This is a genomic window from Roseibium sp. SCP14, assembly GCF_040329475.1.
In the GTDB taxonomy this organism is placed as follows: Bacteria; Pseudomonadota; Alphaproteobacteria; order Rhizobiales; family Stappiaceae; genus Roseibium.
Genome location: NZ_JBDZYH010000004.1, coordinates 430,238 through 445,204, shown reverse-complemented (window position 1 = coordinate 445,204; position 14,967 = coordinate 430,238). Strand labels below are relative to the sequence as shown.

Sequence of the window (14,967 nt, the reverse complement as noted above, 5' to 3'; positions counted from 1 at the left end):
TCAGTCCATGTGGTATCCGGGCGTCGACATTGAGATGGTGATTTCCTCATCGGTCATCTCCTCGGGAATGTCCTCGAACATTGGTGTCGACAGGTAACGTTCGCCGGTGTCCGGCAGCATGCACAGGATCGTTGACCCCGGAGCCGCCTTTTCAGCAACCTGCATCGCAATCGCAAAGCTCGCGCCACCGGAGATGCCAGTCAGAATCCCTTCCTGGCTTGCCAGTTTCTGCGCCCAGGCGACCCCGACAGGACCTGGGACAGGAATAAGTTCGTCGTAGTAGCTGTTGTCGACAGCCTCCTGCAGCACCGCCGGAATGAAGTCCGGCGTCCAGCCCTGAATGGGATGTGGTTCAAAAGCCGGATGACTGGCTGCAGGCGCACCGTCAGCCATACGCTCCTGGACATGACCGCTGCCCAACAGTTGTGCGTTTGCGGGTTCCGACAGAACGATCCTGGTCTCCGGTCTTTCCTTTCGCAGCACTCGTCCCACACCGGTGAGGGTTCCACCCGTGCCATAGCCGGTGACAAAATAGTCCAGCCGCCTGCCTGCAAAGTCATTGATGATTTCACGCGCGGTCGTCGCCTCATGGATTTCCGCATTGGCTTCTGTTTCAAACTGCCTTGCCAGCAACCAGCCATGAGTTTCAGCAAGTTCAACGGCCTTGCGGTACATGCCGAACCCTTTTTCCACGCGTGGCGTCAGAACGACCTTTGCGCCAAGCATCCGCATCAGCTTGCGTCTTTCGACCGAAAAACTGTCGGCCATGGTCACAACAAGCGGATACCCTTTCTGGGCGCAGACCATCGCAAGTCCGATCCCTGTATTGCCGCTTGTCGCTTCGACGACCGTTTGTCCGGGCTTGAGAGCTCCGCTTCGTTCGGCCGCTTCAATGATATTGACCGCAAGCCGATCCTTTACCGATCCCGCCGGATTGGCAGCTTCGAACTTCACAAACATATCGACGCCATCGGGGCCCAGATTGTTCACCCGGATCACCGGCGTATTGCCGATCGTGTCCAGAACGCTGTCATAAAGGCGTCCGTTGCCTTCGGTTGTCCGTAGAGGTGCACCGCTCATGTCATTGCTCCATCGCCATTGACGAACGGTTCACCTGGTTTCGCCGGCTCTCGACTACAGGCAGCCGTTCTCGCCCAACCACAATGCCTTGCCAATGTTCCCGGAGTCTTGAGCAGGATCTGGGGAAACTCTGAGGATTTGTGGTCCGATGCCCAGACAAGGACCGGTCAGGAGAACCCATGCCGGGTCAACGCGCCGGAAAATCGTGCACGGACCCCCTCATCCGCAAAAGGAAACGAACGGAAGAAGTGTTCCTGGGAGATGTCTCTGCGATGCTGCCAGACCCGCTGTGCCCAATTGGCAGCAGCCTCCCGATTTCCCGCAAGGTCATTGGCGATTGCCGCAATCAGCCATATGAGGAAATGAGCACCCGGGGCATTTGCGGCGCGGTCCGCCCACATCGCAGCTTCCTCGTTCCGGTCCTCCATCATCAGACACAGGGCGCGGGTTCCGAGCATCCCGTAAAGCAGAGGATCAAGAGGGCTCAGGTTCCTGGCCTGATCGGAAAGCTTCCGTCCTGTTTCGCTGCAACAGGAAACCATCTCGGTCCAGGCACGGGCGTAGAACCCTTGCGCAAAACTCGGACTGAGGGACGTTGAACGTTTCAACCAGCCTTGAGCTCCGTTCAGGTCGCCAACCAGCCAAAGCGATCGGCCCATGCTGAAATTGGCGAAGGGATCCATTGGATCAAGTTCGATCGCCCTCTCCGCCGCCCGTCGTGCCGCCGTAACAGCAGTTTCCCTATCAGCGGAATAGTTCATGAAAGCGGTCTTGAAGTGAGCGAAGGAACGCGCCGCATGCGCCCGGGCAAATCCGGGTTCAAGGGCGATGGCCCTGTCGAACATAGCAATCGCCCTGTCATTCTCATTCTTGTCGAAATGATACAAGGACTGCAGTCCCAGATGATAGGCGGCCCAAACATCGATGCTGTCCGGGGATCGAAGGCGTGCCTTTGCGGCTTCACTGAGTGGTATCTGAACCTCGATTGCAAAGACCACCTGCGCAACGATGGTCTCACGCACTTCATGCACACGCTCAATCGGGGCCTTGTAGAAGTCCGCCCAGATCACGTCACCGTCGACGGTTTCCGACAGCTCTACACTGATATTGGCCCGCCGGCCTGCCATCTCGACACATCCCGTCAGGCAATAACGCGTCCCGAGTTTGTCACGTATTTCGGCAAAGTTGGCCTGCGCTGAGTTGAACCGGAACGTCGAGCCGCGTGCAATGACCGCAATCCAGCGCAAGCGCGATATTTCCGCAATCAACTCGTGTGGAATAGCCTGCGCCAGCGTGGCCGCCGCCGGGTCACTCCCAAGAACGTCAAACGGCAGAATGGCAACCGTTGGACGGCGGGAGGCTTCGATCCATCTTCCGTCCTTCTCGTCAAGATCATCGGGTATGGTGTGCGTGGTCTCTGTCCGAGCGGCGTCAGTGCGTACCGGAGCGAGCCAGCGAAAACCCTTGCCGTGAACGGTCTTGATGACACCCTGTTTGCTGCCGGTATCTTCAACGGCACGGCGCGCCGACTTGATGCAGGTGGAAAGTGCGCTCTCGGATACGATCCGGTCGTTCCAGACCTCTTCGAAAATCTCGTCCTTGGTGACAAGTCTGGCTCGATTTTCAATCAGCAATTTCAGAAGTCTGAGGGCAAGCGGCTCGACATCAACCGGCTCCGTATCGCGAAAAAGCTCTTCGCGCGACGTATCCAGCCTGAACTCGCCAAAATAATAATTCATCGAAGTATGACGCCAACCGTCCTGTTTTCCGACAGGTATTCGTAAAAACAAACTGTACGGTGAAACTGAAATCGCTGGACAAAGGCCAACCAAACAACAAATTTACCTTACGTAATATACGGGAACAATGAGAAAAGTTCCACGACCTGTATTACCCGTCATGAAGTCGACGGACCTTTCGCAGGTCCGTTTGACTTCAACCCCGTAACGAAGGTCTTGGGACACCAAACGAAGAGGAGCGAAATCCGCCGTAGTTCGGATAATCGTATCGACGTTCAATCCAGGCGCTTCTCGAAATAGACCCGGTTAAACCCATCTTCCGACCGGCGCTCCGTTTCCGCAAAGCCAAGATGCGGATAGATGGCGAGATTCTCGGTCATCTTTTCGTTCGTGTAGAGCCTGATGCTGCCAAGCCCCTCACGACGCGCAGCTTCTTCGCAATACCCGATCAGCAATTTTCCGATCCCACGGCCTGCAGCCGACGGGTCAACGGCAACATTTTCCAGAAACATATGATCGTCTTTCGGAAAGAAAACGATGAACCCGAGCAGCGCGCCCTTCGCATCAAATGCCGCATGGATCAGCCCAGCTTGGATCTGAGCTTCAAAGTCGGCAACCATGGGTGCAGGTTTGCGGCCAATAGCCGCCACATAGCGCTCATAAGCATTTTCGGCGCAATGCCTGACCGCAGGTTCGTCAGATATGTTTGCTTTCCTGATAATGTTCTGCCCTCCGGAGTATCGATTTCAGGAAACCACACCTTCCGCTGCAGCTGAGGGTTCGATGGGTCTTTCCAATTCTACCTCTTACGGGCCGTTCTCATACCTGAAACCGTATCGAACAGGATTGCGCCCAACACCGTCGCGCCTCCCATGAGCGTCAGCACCCCGACACTTTCTCCGAATACCAACCAGACCCAGATCGGTGCCAATATGATCTCGACCAAACCGAGCAGCGCAATTTCCGCCGCAGGCACTGAGGGCGATCCCGCTGTGATCAACAACAGCGCACAACCGAGCTGAAACGCCCCCATGGCCAGGCTGACGACAAGGTCGGGCACTGAGATCGAAAACCCCGCACCGCTCACAGCCGTCGCTGTTGTTGCCACCGCAAAAGTCAGACACCCTCCCACGAGCGCCAAAACCAACAGATTTGTGAAACGTCCCCATCGTAGAGCAACGGCGAACAAGGCCAACCCGAATGCTGCGATCAATCCGGCAATGTTTCCCCAAATGTTACCGCGAGACAGCCCGTCACCCACCATGATGGCCACGCCGATGAGACCAAACAGTATGGCAAGCCAGGCTTCCGGCCGAACCTTCTCCAAAAGAAACGCAGCCCCCATCAGAGCGGCAAGGAAGGGTGCGGTCGCAACTAGGAAAAAGGCGTTGGCGACGGTGGTGTGATGGAAGGCAACAATCACCCCACAGGAGGCGAGCATCAATCCCAATCCGCCGACGATGGCAGGAGGGCCGAGCTGCCTGATAGAAGCAGAGAATTCCGCAGCATTTCTGATAACCAAAACAATCGAAATAAACCCGATTGTACCAAGTGACCGGTACATCAGGATTTGCCAGGGAGTAGCCTGGTCGATTGCCCTGACCCCAAGACCGATCGTCGACGACACAGCCATCCCGAGCGCCACCAGAACCACACCCCGTGCGTAGCTCTGTGCAGGTCGGACCGACGTCTGAAATGCTGGCACTGCCGACCTCCCATTCTGCAGAGGGGAACGTTCACCAATCAAACAACACAGGGCAAGGCAACGATTTATTGCCCGGCTTTCAATGCCGGTATTGTGCCGACTTTTTCGGCAATTGGCAGTCTTTGCGTAGTCTTTCGCTGAAAAAGGAGCAAGTCTACAGAGCGAAACGGGATCGGAACAGCCAGTTACCCGATCGGCAAGAAGTTCAGGCGCTCCTGGAGACAATGAAAATTCCGGCTGCGGCAAGCACCATCCCCGGTAGGGAAATCCAAGCCAATGTTTCATCCACGAAAACATAGGCTAGTAGGGCTGTTGTCGGAGGAACGAGAAAGAACAACGCCGAGACGCGGGTGGCTTCATCCCGGCGGATCATTGCCAGCAGCAGCGTAATCGCGAGCAAGGAAGCCCCAAGGACGAGATAAGCAAGCGAAAGAGTGAATTGCCAGGACCAGGTGATGTGCATTGGCTCCAGAAAATAAGCCAGCGGCGCTGTGAAAATCAGACCGATCGAATACTGCACGATATTCGTTGCCACCGGATGTGCCTTGGTAGCCAAACGTTTCTCCGTAAGGGTGCTGCAGGTGATCGACATGAGAGCCGCAATCCCGAACGCAACACCGGCTATCGATGATATTTCGGTGCTGAAATTGGCTACGATGACGATTGATGCACCGGTTACGCCGAGAATGAGTCCAACCCATCTGACAGGCGTCACCCGTTCCCCTGCGACCGCAGGTGCAAGCATCCCGACGAGAATAGGTTGTTGACACGTAATGAGTGCAACGACGCCTGCCGACAACCCATGCCGCAAACTCAGATAGGTAAAAGTGAAGTATCCGGTCTGCAGAAACAGACCAACGCAGATCACACCAGACCAGCCTCGTTTTGTGGAAGGAAATTTGGGTCTTAGCCACAACATCAACAGAAGCAACAGTCCGACAACACAGAGGTAACGCAACGCAAGGAACGTGAATGGGTCTGCATATTCCAATCCAATCTTCAGGAAGACAAAACCGCTTGCCCAAAGGAGAAGAAACACGACGGGCGACAGTTGAACCAAGCGTTCGTTTTCTTGAAGCGTTCCAAGTGACGACATTGCAATCCTTTCGTGAGTTCCTGTTTCGTCCGAATGGGAAAGTCCAACGCGCCCTCGGCCAGATCACGCCAACCGGACACCGGGACACAGTTAATCGAGCATGCAATTTGGAATCAATTTTCCACTTAAATATGTTTTAGAATATTTTTTCTATTTCAGCAAAACCGATTCCATCCCTTTTCCCACTCAACGACGAGTTTCAAAGCCGAATGCAGATTCCGGGCGACCGGATATCCTGAACAAATCCACCTAAAAGAGGCTGGAAGCATGGGTTTCAAGTCTGCTTTATTTGTTGAAGCAGATCGGAACGACTCAGTTACGTGCCTGAAACGGGAGAACTCTATGCGGGACCTTCGCATCAGCTTCGTTGGCGACAGCTACATCAACGGGTCAGGAGACGAACATTGTCTCGGCTGGATCGGGCGCTTGTGCGAAAAGCGATTCTCCAGAGATTTCAGACTAACCTTTTACGACCTTGGTATTCGCGGTGCGACGACGGACGAGATCAGGGGAAGATGGAAACAGGAATGTCACGCGCGCTTTCCGGCCGGCGCGGACAATCGCATCGTTTTTCAGTTCGGCATCAATGACGTTGCAGAGATCAAGGAAGCAGGCCGCCGGGTGGAGGAAGAGGCTTCGGTCCGCAACGCGGTTCAGATGGTAAGCGAAGCAGCGCAGTCCTACCCCGTTCTATGGGTAGGCGTTCCGCCAGCGAACGTTGCCTGTTCGCCGATACGCCCCAGTGAAGGTCTGGAAATCGCCTTCTCTCAAGAGACCACCGTTTCCCTCAACCGGCGCTACACCGAAGCGGCCATTTCGCTCGGCGTCCCCTATCTCGACATCCAGTCGCCTCTTCTTTCCGACCAGGACTACATGACCAGCCTGACGCGCGGCGACCGGATGCATTGTGACGGCAATGGCTACGCGATGATCGCCGACCTCGTTGATTCATGGGACGCCTGGTCAGCATGGTTCGGTGAGTGAGCTGCCACCAAAACCAGGGATCGCCCTTACCCGGTGATCGACTTCAGCTCCAGGAAATCCTCCAGGCCGAATTGTCCGTATTCGCGGCCGTTGCCTGATTGCTTGTAGCCGCCGAAGGGAACGTCCCAGTCCGGGCTTGCCCCGTTGATATAGACGCTGCCAGCGCGCAGTTTTCTGGAAATGCGGCTGGCGCGGTCCGGATCACCTGTCTGAATATAGGCGGCAAGACCGTAGGGCGTGTCGTTTGCGATCGCGACCGCCTCTTCCTCTGTATCGAACGGAATGATCGCCAGAACCGGTCCAAAGATCTCGTTGCGGGCGACATGCATGTCGTTGGTGACGTCGGAAAAAATTGTCGGCTTGACGAAGTAACCCGTTTCCAGACCTTCCGGTTTTCCGGCGCCGCCTATGACGAGCCGGGCGCCATCAGCGATGCCGCGCTCGATATGTTCCTGGATACGTTCATATTGCAGTTCGCTGATCACAGGCCCGATATGATCGCCTTCTTCCGTGGGATCACCTGCCCTGATTTCCGTTGCAATTCTACGCGCCAGGTCGACACTTTCATCATAGACGCCTCGCTCAACCAGCAGACGGGTCGGCGCGTCACAGGACTGACCTGAATTGGAAAAGCAGCTTTCGACGGAAAAACGAACTGCCGTTTCCAGATCGGCATCGGCAAAAAGCAGGTTCGGAGACTTGCCGCCAAGTTCCAGCGCAACGCGCTTGACGGTTTCAGCTGCGTTCCGGCTGACCGAAACCCCGGCACGGGTCGACCCGGTAAACGACATCATGTCGATACCCGGATGCTGCGACATCGCCTCGCCGACGCCCGGACCGTCGCCGTTCACAAGATTGAAGACCCCCGCAGGACAGCCGGCCTCATCAAGAATTTCAGCAAAAAGAAGAGCAGAGAGTGGTGCGATTTCACTCGGCTTCAGCACCATGGTGCAACCGGCCGCCAACGCGGGAGCTACCTTGGCCGCGATCTGGTTGATTGGCCAGTTCCACGGTGTGATGAGGCCGCAGACACCGATCGGCTCATCCCGAAGCAGACTGCCGCCACGAGGGCTCGGCCGTTCGAACGCATGTGCCCTCAGAGCTTCAAGTGTCGCCTGCAAGTGACCGGTTCCCGATGGCGTCTGCTCTTCCCGCGCAAATTTTATCGGCGCCCCCATTTCCATGCTGATGGCTTCGTCCATTTCGCCGGACCGGCGTTCATAAATGCTGATGATCCGCTCAAGCAGCGCAGCGCGCTCACCAACAGACGCCTGCGACCATATCGCAAACGCCTTTATCGCGGATTGAACTGCGCGATCCACGTCGGCGGCTCTGCCAAGTGATATCACCGCAACAGCTTTTTCGGTTGCGGGATTTATGACGGGAAGATCCCTGGCCTCTGCCGGTTCGACCCATTCACCACCGATGTAGAACGCGCGCTTTTCAATCATCTGCCCGTCACTTTCATTCTGCAGCCGCTTCGAAACGCTGCTTCGGCACAACTTCATATCCCGGCTCTTCCGGCTCATCGTCGAGCATCTCCGGCGGGAACCCGGGAGCGCGCACGTCCAGTCCGGTTGCCTCCTCAAGCCGCCTGATGATGTTGGGCGAGAGTTCACGCGGACCATAGCGCTCGACGGCATCTTCAAAGATCCGGTTGAGCAAAGGCGAGAGTTCGAGCGGCACCTCGTGTGCTTCCGCGATACTCTGGAACAGCCCGATATCCTTTGCAACTAGATCCATGGTGAAGGAGATGTCCCGCGATCCGTTCAGGATCACCTGGCTTTCCGTCTCGTGAACAAAGGAGTTGCCGGAGGAGATGCGGATTGCCTCGTAGGACGTATTCAGGTCCATTCCGGCGGCCTTGCACGTCACCAGAGCTTCCGCCAGAGACACCAGATTTGCGGTCGCCAGATAATTGGTCACCACCTTCAGCACCGCGGCAGAGCCGATGTCTCCGGTGTGCAGAACCCTTCGACCCAGCACAGTCAGGAAAGGGAGCGCTCTGTCAAATGTTTCCCGGGTACAGCCGGCGAAAATCGAGATGTTGCCGGTCGCGGCCCGATGGCATCCGCCGGAGACCGGGCATTCTATGGCCTCTGCCCCTTTGGCAAGGACCAGATCCGCAAGACGTCTGGTCTCACCGGCATCGGTCGTCGACATTTCCGCCCAGATCCTGCCCGGCCCGATGCCTTCCAGAATACCGTCGGGTCCTTCAACGACTGCGGCGCACGCGGCCGGGCTCGGCAGGCACGTGATCACGGCATCGCAGGTTTCAGCGAGCTGCTTCGGGCTTTCACCACGCGCCGCGCCCTTGGCAACGAAGCTGTCGACGAGACCCTGGTCCAGGTCATGGACCGTCAGCTTATAGCCGTTTCGTAAAATGCTGCCGGCCAGTTTGCCACCGACATTTCCAAGTCCGATAAATCCGACACGCATGGTGAGCGCCTCCCTGAAGCGGATTGCTATGTCCCTTCACTGTGCGCCCGAGATAAACGAAAGAGAAACGATATAATCTATGGACATTACCTGTATTTTTTTATGAATTAGATGCCATGAAATCGCTCCCAAACCTTCTTTGGCTCAGAAGCTTTGAAGCCGCGAGCCGCCTTGGCAGCTTCACCGCCGCCGGAGCCGAGCTCGGGCTGACCCAGGCAGCCGTCAGCAACCACATCAGTGCGCTGGAGACCCGGCTCGGTCATGTTCTGTTTGAACGCACCACTCGCAAGGTGGAACTGACAGAAAGCGGCCGGGCCTATCTGCAACCGGTTCGCAAGGCGCTTCAGGATCTGGCGGTGTCGACGGAGGGCCTGTTTGGTAGCAAGAGCTCGGGAACCGTCACCATTCGAGCTCCGATTTCAGAAGCTGTGCTGATCATCGCACCGGCTCTGGTGGAATTTCAGAAAGTTCAGCCCGATCTCGACATCCGTCTCTTGTCGGCGATCTGGGCGGACACAGTTCTGGAAACCGGTGTCGACATTGAAATTCGTTTGGGCGCTGGCAACTGGCCCGGGTGCCGAGCCGAACCGTTCGGGAGCGAGTTTGTCGTGCCGATCTGTCATCCCGATATTGCGAAAACCCTGAAATCACCGAACGACCTGTCCGGACTTTCTCTCGTTCACATTCTTGGATTTGACGACCACTGGCCACATTTCTTTGAGGCCCTGAAACAGGAAGGACCGGACAACACCAAGGGTGTTACTGTCGACACATCCCTGGCTGCCGTTGAATGGGCGGCTGCAAAAGGAGGCGTCGCCCTCATCCTGGAACGCATCGCATTGCGGCTTGCTTCGTCAGGACGGCTGGCGATCCCGTTCGGTACAAGAATACCGTCAGGCCAGAACCACTATCTCATCCATCGCGACAAGGCGCCCTCGCAGAACCCCGCAGCCCAAACGGTCGAGAATTGGCTAAGAGGATTGTTCAGCGGCGAGTGAAAGGCAACGGCTGTTCTCAACCATGCGCGCCGAGTCTCGTTTGAATTGAAGAACCTGCAAGTTCGACAACGAATTTGTGCCCTCACCAGTCTGCCCTTTGCCCATTGCCGGACCGTTTACTCCGCGGCAAAAAGCTTCGCCGTCATTGCAAGACTGGCACCACAGGGTTCCTCGGCTTCGCCACCTTCGGATTTCCCTGCCCCATCCGCAGGTCTCAGATTGACAAAGTCATAAAGCGAGCGGTCGAGCAGATGCGACGGCCGGGCATGGCCCAGAGCACGGGCCATGACGCCAAGGCGGCCGGGCGCTTCCTTTTCCCAGCCCTGCAGCATGCGTTTGACCTCTTCACGCTGCAAACCGTCCTGCGAACCACACAAGTTGCACGGAATGATCGGGAACTGCATGCCGGTGGAGAATTTCTCTATATCGATTTCAGACGAATAGGCCAGCGGCCGCAGCACCAAAAGGTCGCCCTCATCGTTGATCAGCTTTGGCGGCATGGAAGCAAGGCGCCCGCCATGGAAGAGATTCATGAAAAAGGTTTCCAGGATATCGTCCCGGTGATGCCCCAGCACAATCGCCTCGCAGCCCTGCTCCCGCGCAACCCGATACAAAATACCCCGGCGCAGGCGTGAGCACAGCGAGCAATAGGTGCGATTTTCAGGAATCTTGTCAGTAACGATCGAATAGGTGTCCTCACGGATAATGAGGTGTTCGATGCCGTTTTCTTCAAAGAACCTTGGCAGCACATCCGCAGGAAACCCCGGCTGCGCCTGATCCAGGTTGCAGGCGACCAGATCGACGGGCAAAAGCCCCCGCCATTTCAGCTCGATGAGCACAGCCAGCAAAGTGTAGCTGTCTTTCCCGCCGGAAAGACAGACGAGCCATTTCGGCCTGTTTTCCTGAGATGCCCCCTCCGGCAACATGCCGAAGTCGCTGATTGCCTCGCGCGCTTGCCTCAGCAGCCGCTTGCGCAGCTTCTTGAATTCGACGCTCGACGGTGCATTGCGCAAGAGCGCCGGAACGTCGATGTCGGTACTGTCGGCAATATCATTCATGCAGCAGGCCTCGGATTTTTCCTGGGGGTGCGATCTTCGCGCTGACATAGCGGATTGTCAGGTTGAGGCCAAGAAGAAAGGCCTTAAATCCAGATATTCCGCGCGTTTTCAGATGAAGAGATTTTTTTCGACTTTCCGCGTAGGGTCCTGCCATCGGCATCGTGAAAGGTGTGTCCCGGTCAACCCGGGACGAATGAAACAACCATAGAAAGACCCGTCACGATGCTCCGTCTCCCACTTCTGGCCGCCACTGTCCTGTCACTGGCACTGGCACTTCCCGCTTCGGCGTTCGCCGACAGCTCCTATTACCGCTATGGCCCTTACGGCGGTTACGCGCAAGGAAGCACCCACACATCACCCGGCCACGCCTCGCGTTCGTTTAGTGCACAGGGGGCATATGGCGGCAGCGCGACGCTGAACGGCAGCTGCACCCAGGGCGCAGGCTGTTCCCGGGACTGGAGCCGCACGCTGCGCAATGGCGCAACCGCTTCCGGCACCGTTACGGCACAACGAGGACAGGGTGTCAGCCGCAGTGGAACCGGCTTCCGCGGACGTACCTGGTAATCATAATCGGAATGCCCGTCCAAAGGCTCCATCCGCTACAAACCCGAAATCGCATCAGCACATTTCCCTCGCAACCATTCCAAGGCATTTCCAGATGAAACAGACCTTCGGCATCGCAGCTCTGGCCCTTACGCTCGTTTTCACAGCTGCTCCTTCCGTCTCCGCCCAGCAGTTCGACCAGGCGCAGCTGCAGGAAACGATCGCGCGCCTCAACCTGACCGAAGCGCAGAAACAGGCAGCACGCCCTGTCATTGAAGCAGGTGTTCGCGAGCGCCTGCAGATCCTGCAGAACGCCGGATTTGAGCGGGGCAAGAAACCGACGTTTTCGCAACTGATGAAGGTTCGCGGTCCGATCACCGAGTCTCGAGCAAGAACCGAAGCACAGCTGAGCACCATTCTGGATCCTGCCCAGATGGCGGAATACCGAAAGATTACCGATGAACGCCGGAAACAGCTGCGCGCGCAGTTTCAGTGATGCGAGAGCCACGGTAAGCTTCTCGCAATGGCCCGGATCGACCCCGATGATGACGATGCCTTGCTCAAGGCGGCGGGAGAAGGCAGTCAGTCTGCCTTCAATCGCCTGGTGCAGCGCCATGCGCCGCGTCTTCATGCCGTGGCTCAGCGGTATGGCTGCACCAGCGCCGATGCCGACGAAATCGTTCAGGACGTATTCTGGCGCGCCTGGAAACACTCTTCCAAGTGGCAACCGGGCGCGGCAAAAGCGTCCACATGGCTTTATCGCCTGGCGGTCAATCGTACCATCGACAATCGGCGGGCCACCGGACGCCGTCCGGAAGAACCGATCGAAGAAGGTCAGGACTTTCAGGACAACGCCGCGACGGTGGAACAGATCCTCGACGATCGGCAACAGCTTCAAGTCATGCGCTCGGCCATCTCCCGTCTACCGGACAGGCAGCGCATGGCAATCATCCTCTCCACCCAGCAGGAGAAATCCAACCTCGAGATTGCTGAGATCCTCGGCATATCGGAAGGCGCGGTCGAGCAGCTCATGGTACGAGCCCGCAGAACCCTGCGCGAAAATTATAGGAGCCTCACATGACGCTTCAGGAATTCGATGAAGGGCTTCTGACATGGGGGGCAAACCTCGATCGATGGCCAGAAGACACCCGTAGCGCCGCAAGACAACTACTCGAAACCGACGCGGAAGCCCGCACGCTGTGGCAGGAGGCTACCCATTTCGATGCGATCCTTGGAACCGCCAGTGCGGTCGAGATGAGCCAGAGTGCCGTGGTGGCGAAAACTCAGATCAACCTGCAGACACGCCGCGAAGGATCCGCTCTCTTGCGGCTACTGCCGATCGGGCAACTGATTGGTTTTGGAACGCTTGCCGGTGCCGGCGGAGTGGCCGCCGCATTTCTGGTGCCTGCCGGTGCAAATACCGGCGCTTTGCTGACCCTGGCCTTGGGAGGAGGTCTGCAATGACGTCGAAACCCCTGCGCCTAGCCATTTTGCTGTTGAGCGTTTCATTGGTCCTTAATTTCGCTCTCGGCGCTTTTGTCTTCACAAGTTATGTCCGCGATCGCGTTTTCGACCGGATCACCCAGTTGAGCGATACGGAACCATCTCCTGCGTTGAAAGCGGCCTTCAGACAGACGTTGAGAGAAGACCGGCGCGCCATCTTGCAGTCTGCCCGCCAATTGCGTCAGGCACGCGAGCATCAGCACGAAGTTCTGACAGCTCCGGAGCTTGACGTTTCCGCCCTGGATGAGGCGCAGGCCGAAGTTCGCGAGGCGGCGGCTGCACTCATGTCGGTTCTGCAAAAGGCTTTGCGGCAGACAGCGGAGACCCTTCCCGAAAATGAGCGACAAAACATACCGAAAGTTGGCTTTGGTTCCCTGCAAACACTCCTCAAGGAAGACACAAGGCCTGGCGGCTGATACTCACTCTCTCGAAAAGCTACCCCGGGTGCGTGCTCGCAAGTCACTACCTTGGCTCAGGCCGGTGGTCGAGCTTACCGCTTCAGCACCTGCCGGAGCGCCGCGACAACTTCCTTCACCTGCCTGGGAGGCTTCGTCCCGTGCTGATGTACGGCATAGATCGGTGATATGGATACAGGTGCAATCCGCACCAGCTCATCGCTCTTCTCCGCCAGCATGTCAGGAAGCAACCCGACCCCAGCCCCCGCCTCCAGAAAATCGCGAACGCCCAAAACAGTGTTGCTGCGCACTCGGGGTGACACACGCAGCTGTAAGCCGGCATCCATCCGGTAGGTGACGGGGTCGCCCTGCCAGTCATTGGCGACATGAGGCCAATCCTCAAGTTCCTCAAACTTTTCAGGAACGCCCCCTCGCTTTTCGATCAAAGTTCGGCTGCCAAATATGCTCTCATGTAACGAACCAATTCGGGAAATACGGGCTGATTGCGGTGCTGAGCCTCCAACGCGAATTGCCAGGTCGATCTGATGTTCTACAAGATTGATCGGCACATCTTCGGCGACCAGTCTTACATTCCCTCTGCCTTCCCTGAGAAAGCTTGAAAGAACCGGTACCAGCAAGGATTGGCAAAGCGCATGAGGAGCTGTCACGGTGAGCGTGCGCTGCAGGTCCCTCCCCGATTGAGCCAGCGTTTCCTGCAGATCCTGTTGTACCTGACGCAAGGAATTACAGTGCGGCAGCAAACGCGCTCCCGTGTCGGTCAGGGACATGGAACGGGTCGTCCTGAAAAGAACCTTTGCCCCGACGGCATCCTCGATACGCTTCAGCGCCTGGCTGACTGCGGATTTGGTCAATCCGCTTTGCCGGGCCGCTGCCGTGATGCTGCGCGTTTCGGCAACACTCAAAAAGATCAGAAGGTCGTTCGTGTTCGGCATCATTGTACAGCAACACTAAACAGTATTTCTAAACAATCTACCTTGTTCCGAATGCTGTTTCCCCGAATGATGACATCATCGAAACTCAGAGAGCGAGTTGAACATGACATCGAAGATCGAAACCGCAGCCCTTGAAAAACTGTCGCAGTGGAAAGCAGCCTTCAATGCAGGCGATGCCGCCGGTTGCGCAGCTTGCTATGAGGAAGATGCGCTTATGGTCGCGACACCATTCGGCGAGTTCCGTGGCCGTGACGCCATTCAGTCCTTCTGGGCGAACCTGATTGCGCAAGGATTTTCCGACGTGGCCTATCGGGACGCCAAAGTCGAAAAGTTGAATGAAAATGAGGTGGTGGTTTCGGCGGCCTGGAGCATGAACAAGGCCCATGGCATTATCACCAAGGAACATTGGGTACTCCAGAATGACGGCTCGGCTCTTCTGCGCGAAGACCGGTTTGAAGCTCAAGGATAATCGGC

General features: G+C 56.9%; 17 protein-coding genes. 8 read left to right on the top strand and 9 right to left on the bottom strand.

Features of this window, described 5'->3' with window-relative positions; all coding sequences use genetic code 11:
• The 5 genes from ABLQ08_RS19055 to ABLQ08_RS19035 all read right to left on the bottom strand — a co-directional run bounded on the left by ABLQ08_RS19055 (nucleotide 1) and on the right by ABLQ08_RS19035 (nucleotide 5,620).
• Nucleotides 1-1,080 (bottom strand): PLP-dependent cysteine synthase family protein, encoded by a 1,080-nt coding sequence (locus ABLQ08_RS19055; RefSeq protein WP_352945170.1) that lies wholly within the window; start codon nucleotides 1,078-1,080, stop codon nucleotides 1-3.
• Nucleotides 1,081-1,247: 167 nt separating this feature from the next.
• Nucleotides 1,248-2,819, bottom strand: coding sequence for a winged helix-turn-helix domain-containing tetratricopeptide repeat protein (locus ABLQ08_RS19050; RefSeq protein ID WP_352945168.1), 1,572 nt, complete (start codon nucleotides 2,817-2,819; stop codon nucleotides 1,248-1,250).
• A 275-nt stretch (nucleotides 2,820-3,094) separates the two neighbouring features.
• Complete coding sequence (locus ABLQ08_RS19045; protein ID WP_352945166.1) at nucleotides 3,095-3,469, bottom strand: GNAT family N-acetyltransferase; 375 nt, start codon at nucleotides 3,467-3,469, stop codon at nucleotides 3,095-3,097.
• 149 nt (nucleotides 3,470-3,618) lie between these two features.
• Nucleotides 3,619-4,524 carry a DMT family transporter gene (locus ABLQ08_RS19040; RefSeq protein WP_352945164.1) on the bottom strand — a complete coding sequence of 302 codons (906 nt, stop codon included), beginning with the start codon at nucleotides 4,522-4,524 and terminating at the stop codon, nucleotides 3,619-3,621.
• 205 nt (nucleotides 4,525-4,729) lie between these two features.
• A complete protein-coding gene (locus ABLQ08_RS19035; protein WP_352945162.1) occupies nucleotides 4,730-5,620 on the bottom strand; it encodes a DMT family transporter in 891 nt (296 codons plus the stop codon).
• 342 nt (nucleotides 5,621-5,962) lie between these two features.
• Here ABLQ08_RS19035 and ABLQ08_RS19030 point away from each other — a divergent pair, with 342 nt between their 5' ends.
• Nucleotides 5,963-6,604: a GDSL-type esterase/lipase family protein gene (locus tag ABLQ08_RS19030; protein ID WP_352945160.1), complete on the top strand. Its 642-nt coding sequence runs from the start codon at nucleotides 5,963-5,965 to the stop codon at nucleotides 6,602-6,604.
• 26 nt (nucleotides 6,605-6,630) lie between these two features.
• Here ABLQ08_RS19030 and ABLQ08_RS19025 read toward each other — a convergent pair whose 3' ends face one another.
• Both ABLQ08_RS19025 and ABLQ08_RS19020 read right to left on the bottom strand, forming a co-directional pair.
• Entirely contained in the window at nucleotides 6,631-8,055 is a 1,425-nt protein-coding gene (locus tag ABLQ08_RS19025; protein WP_352945594.1) for an aldehyde dehydrogenase family protein, read from the bottom strand.
• 13 nt (nucleotides 8,056-8,068) lie between these two features.
• Nucleotides 8,069-9,043 carry an NAD(P)-dependent oxidoreductase gene (locus tag ABLQ08_RS19020; protein WP_352945158.1) on the bottom strand — a complete coding sequence of 325 codons (975 nt, stop codon included), beginning with the start codon at nucleotides 9,041-9,043 and terminating at the stop codon, nucleotides 8,069-8,071.
• Nucleotides 9,044-9,159: 116 nt separating this feature from the next.
• Between ABLQ08_RS19020 and ABLQ08_RS19015 the strand changes: the two genes are divergently transcribed.
• A complete protein-coding gene (locus ABLQ08_RS19015; protein ID WP_352945156.1) occupies nucleotides 9,160-10,041 on the top strand; it encodes a LysR substrate-binding domain-containing protein in 882 nt (293 codons plus the stop codon).
• A 116-nt stretch (nucleotides 10,042-10,157) separates the two neighbouring features.
• On the opposite strand, the gene ttcA is transcribed toward ABLQ08_RS19015, so the two are convergent.
• On the bottom strand, nucleotides 10,158-11,099 hold the full coding sequence (gene ttcA, locus ABLQ08_RS19010) for a tRNA 2-thiocytidine(32) synthetase TtcA (protein ID WP_352945154.1): 942 nt from the start codon (nucleotides 11,097-11,099) through the stop codon (nucleotides 10,158-10,160).
• Between the two features lie 222 nt (nucleotides 11,100-11,321).
• On the opposite strand from ttcA, the gene ABLQ08_RS19005 reads away from it, so the two are divergent.
• The 5 genes from ABLQ08_RS19005 (at nucleotide 11,322) to ABLQ08_RS18985 (ending at nucleotide 13,561) form a co-directional block, all read left to right on the top strand.
• Nucleotides 11,322-11,663, top strand: coding sequence for a hypothetical protein (locus tag ABLQ08_RS19005; RefSeq protein WP_352945152.1), 342 nt, complete (start codon nucleotides 11,322-11,324; stop codon nucleotides 11,661-11,663).
• A 94-nt stretch (nucleotides 11,664-11,757) separates the two neighbouring features.
• Nucleotides 11,758-12,138, top strand: a complete 381-nt coding sequence (locus ABLQ08_RS19000; protein ID WP_352945150.1) for a hypothetical protein — start codon at nucleotides 11,758-11,760, stop codon at nucleotides 12,136-12,138.
• Nucleotides 12,139-12,165: 27 nt separating this feature from the next.
• Complete coding sequence (locus ABLQ08_RS18995; RefSeq protein WP_352945148.1) at nucleotides 12,166-12,723, top strand: RNA polymerase sigma factor; 558 nt, start codon at nucleotides 12,166-12,168, stop codon at nucleotides 12,721-12,723.
• A complete protein-coding gene (locus ABLQ08_RS18990) occupies nucleotides 12,720-13,106 on the top strand; it encodes a hypothetical protein (protein WP_352945146.1) in 387 nt (128 codons plus the stop codon). Before ABLQ08_RS18995 ends, ABLQ08_RS18990 begins: the two co-directional genes overlap by 4 nt.
• Nucleotides 13,103-13,561: a periplasmic heavy metal sensor gene (locus tag ABLQ08_RS18985; RefSeq protein ID WP_352945145.1), complete on the top strand. Its 459-nt coding sequence runs from the start codon at nucleotides 13,103-13,105 to the stop codon at nucleotides 13,559-13,561. The genes ABLQ08_RS18990 and ABLQ08_RS18985 overlap by 4 nt, the downstream gene beginning before the upstream one ends.
• Nucleotides 13,562-13,635: 74 nt before the next feature.
• On the opposite strand, the gene ABLQ08_RS18980 is transcribed toward ABLQ08_RS18985, so the two are convergent.
• Nucleotides 13,636-14,496 carry a LysR family transcriptional regulator gene (locus tag ABLQ08_RS18980; RefSeq protein WP_352945143.1) on the bottom strand — a complete coding sequence of 287 codons (861 nt, stop codon included), beginning with the start codon at nucleotides 14,494-14,496 and terminating at the stop codon, nucleotides 13,636-13,638.
• A 100-nt stretch (nucleotides 14,497-14,596) separates the two neighbouring features.
• Between ABLQ08_RS18980 and ABLQ08_RS18975 the strand changes: the two genes are divergently transcribed.
• The gene (locus ABLQ08_RS18975) at nucleotides 14,597-14,962 is read left to right on the top strand and encodes an SgcJ/EcaC family oxidoreductase (RefSeq protein WP_352945141.1); all 366 of its coding nucleotides are present in this window, start codon (nucleotides 14,597-14,599) and stop codon (nucleotides 14,960-14,962) included.
• Nucleotides 14,963-14,967: the final 5 nt, after the last annotated feature.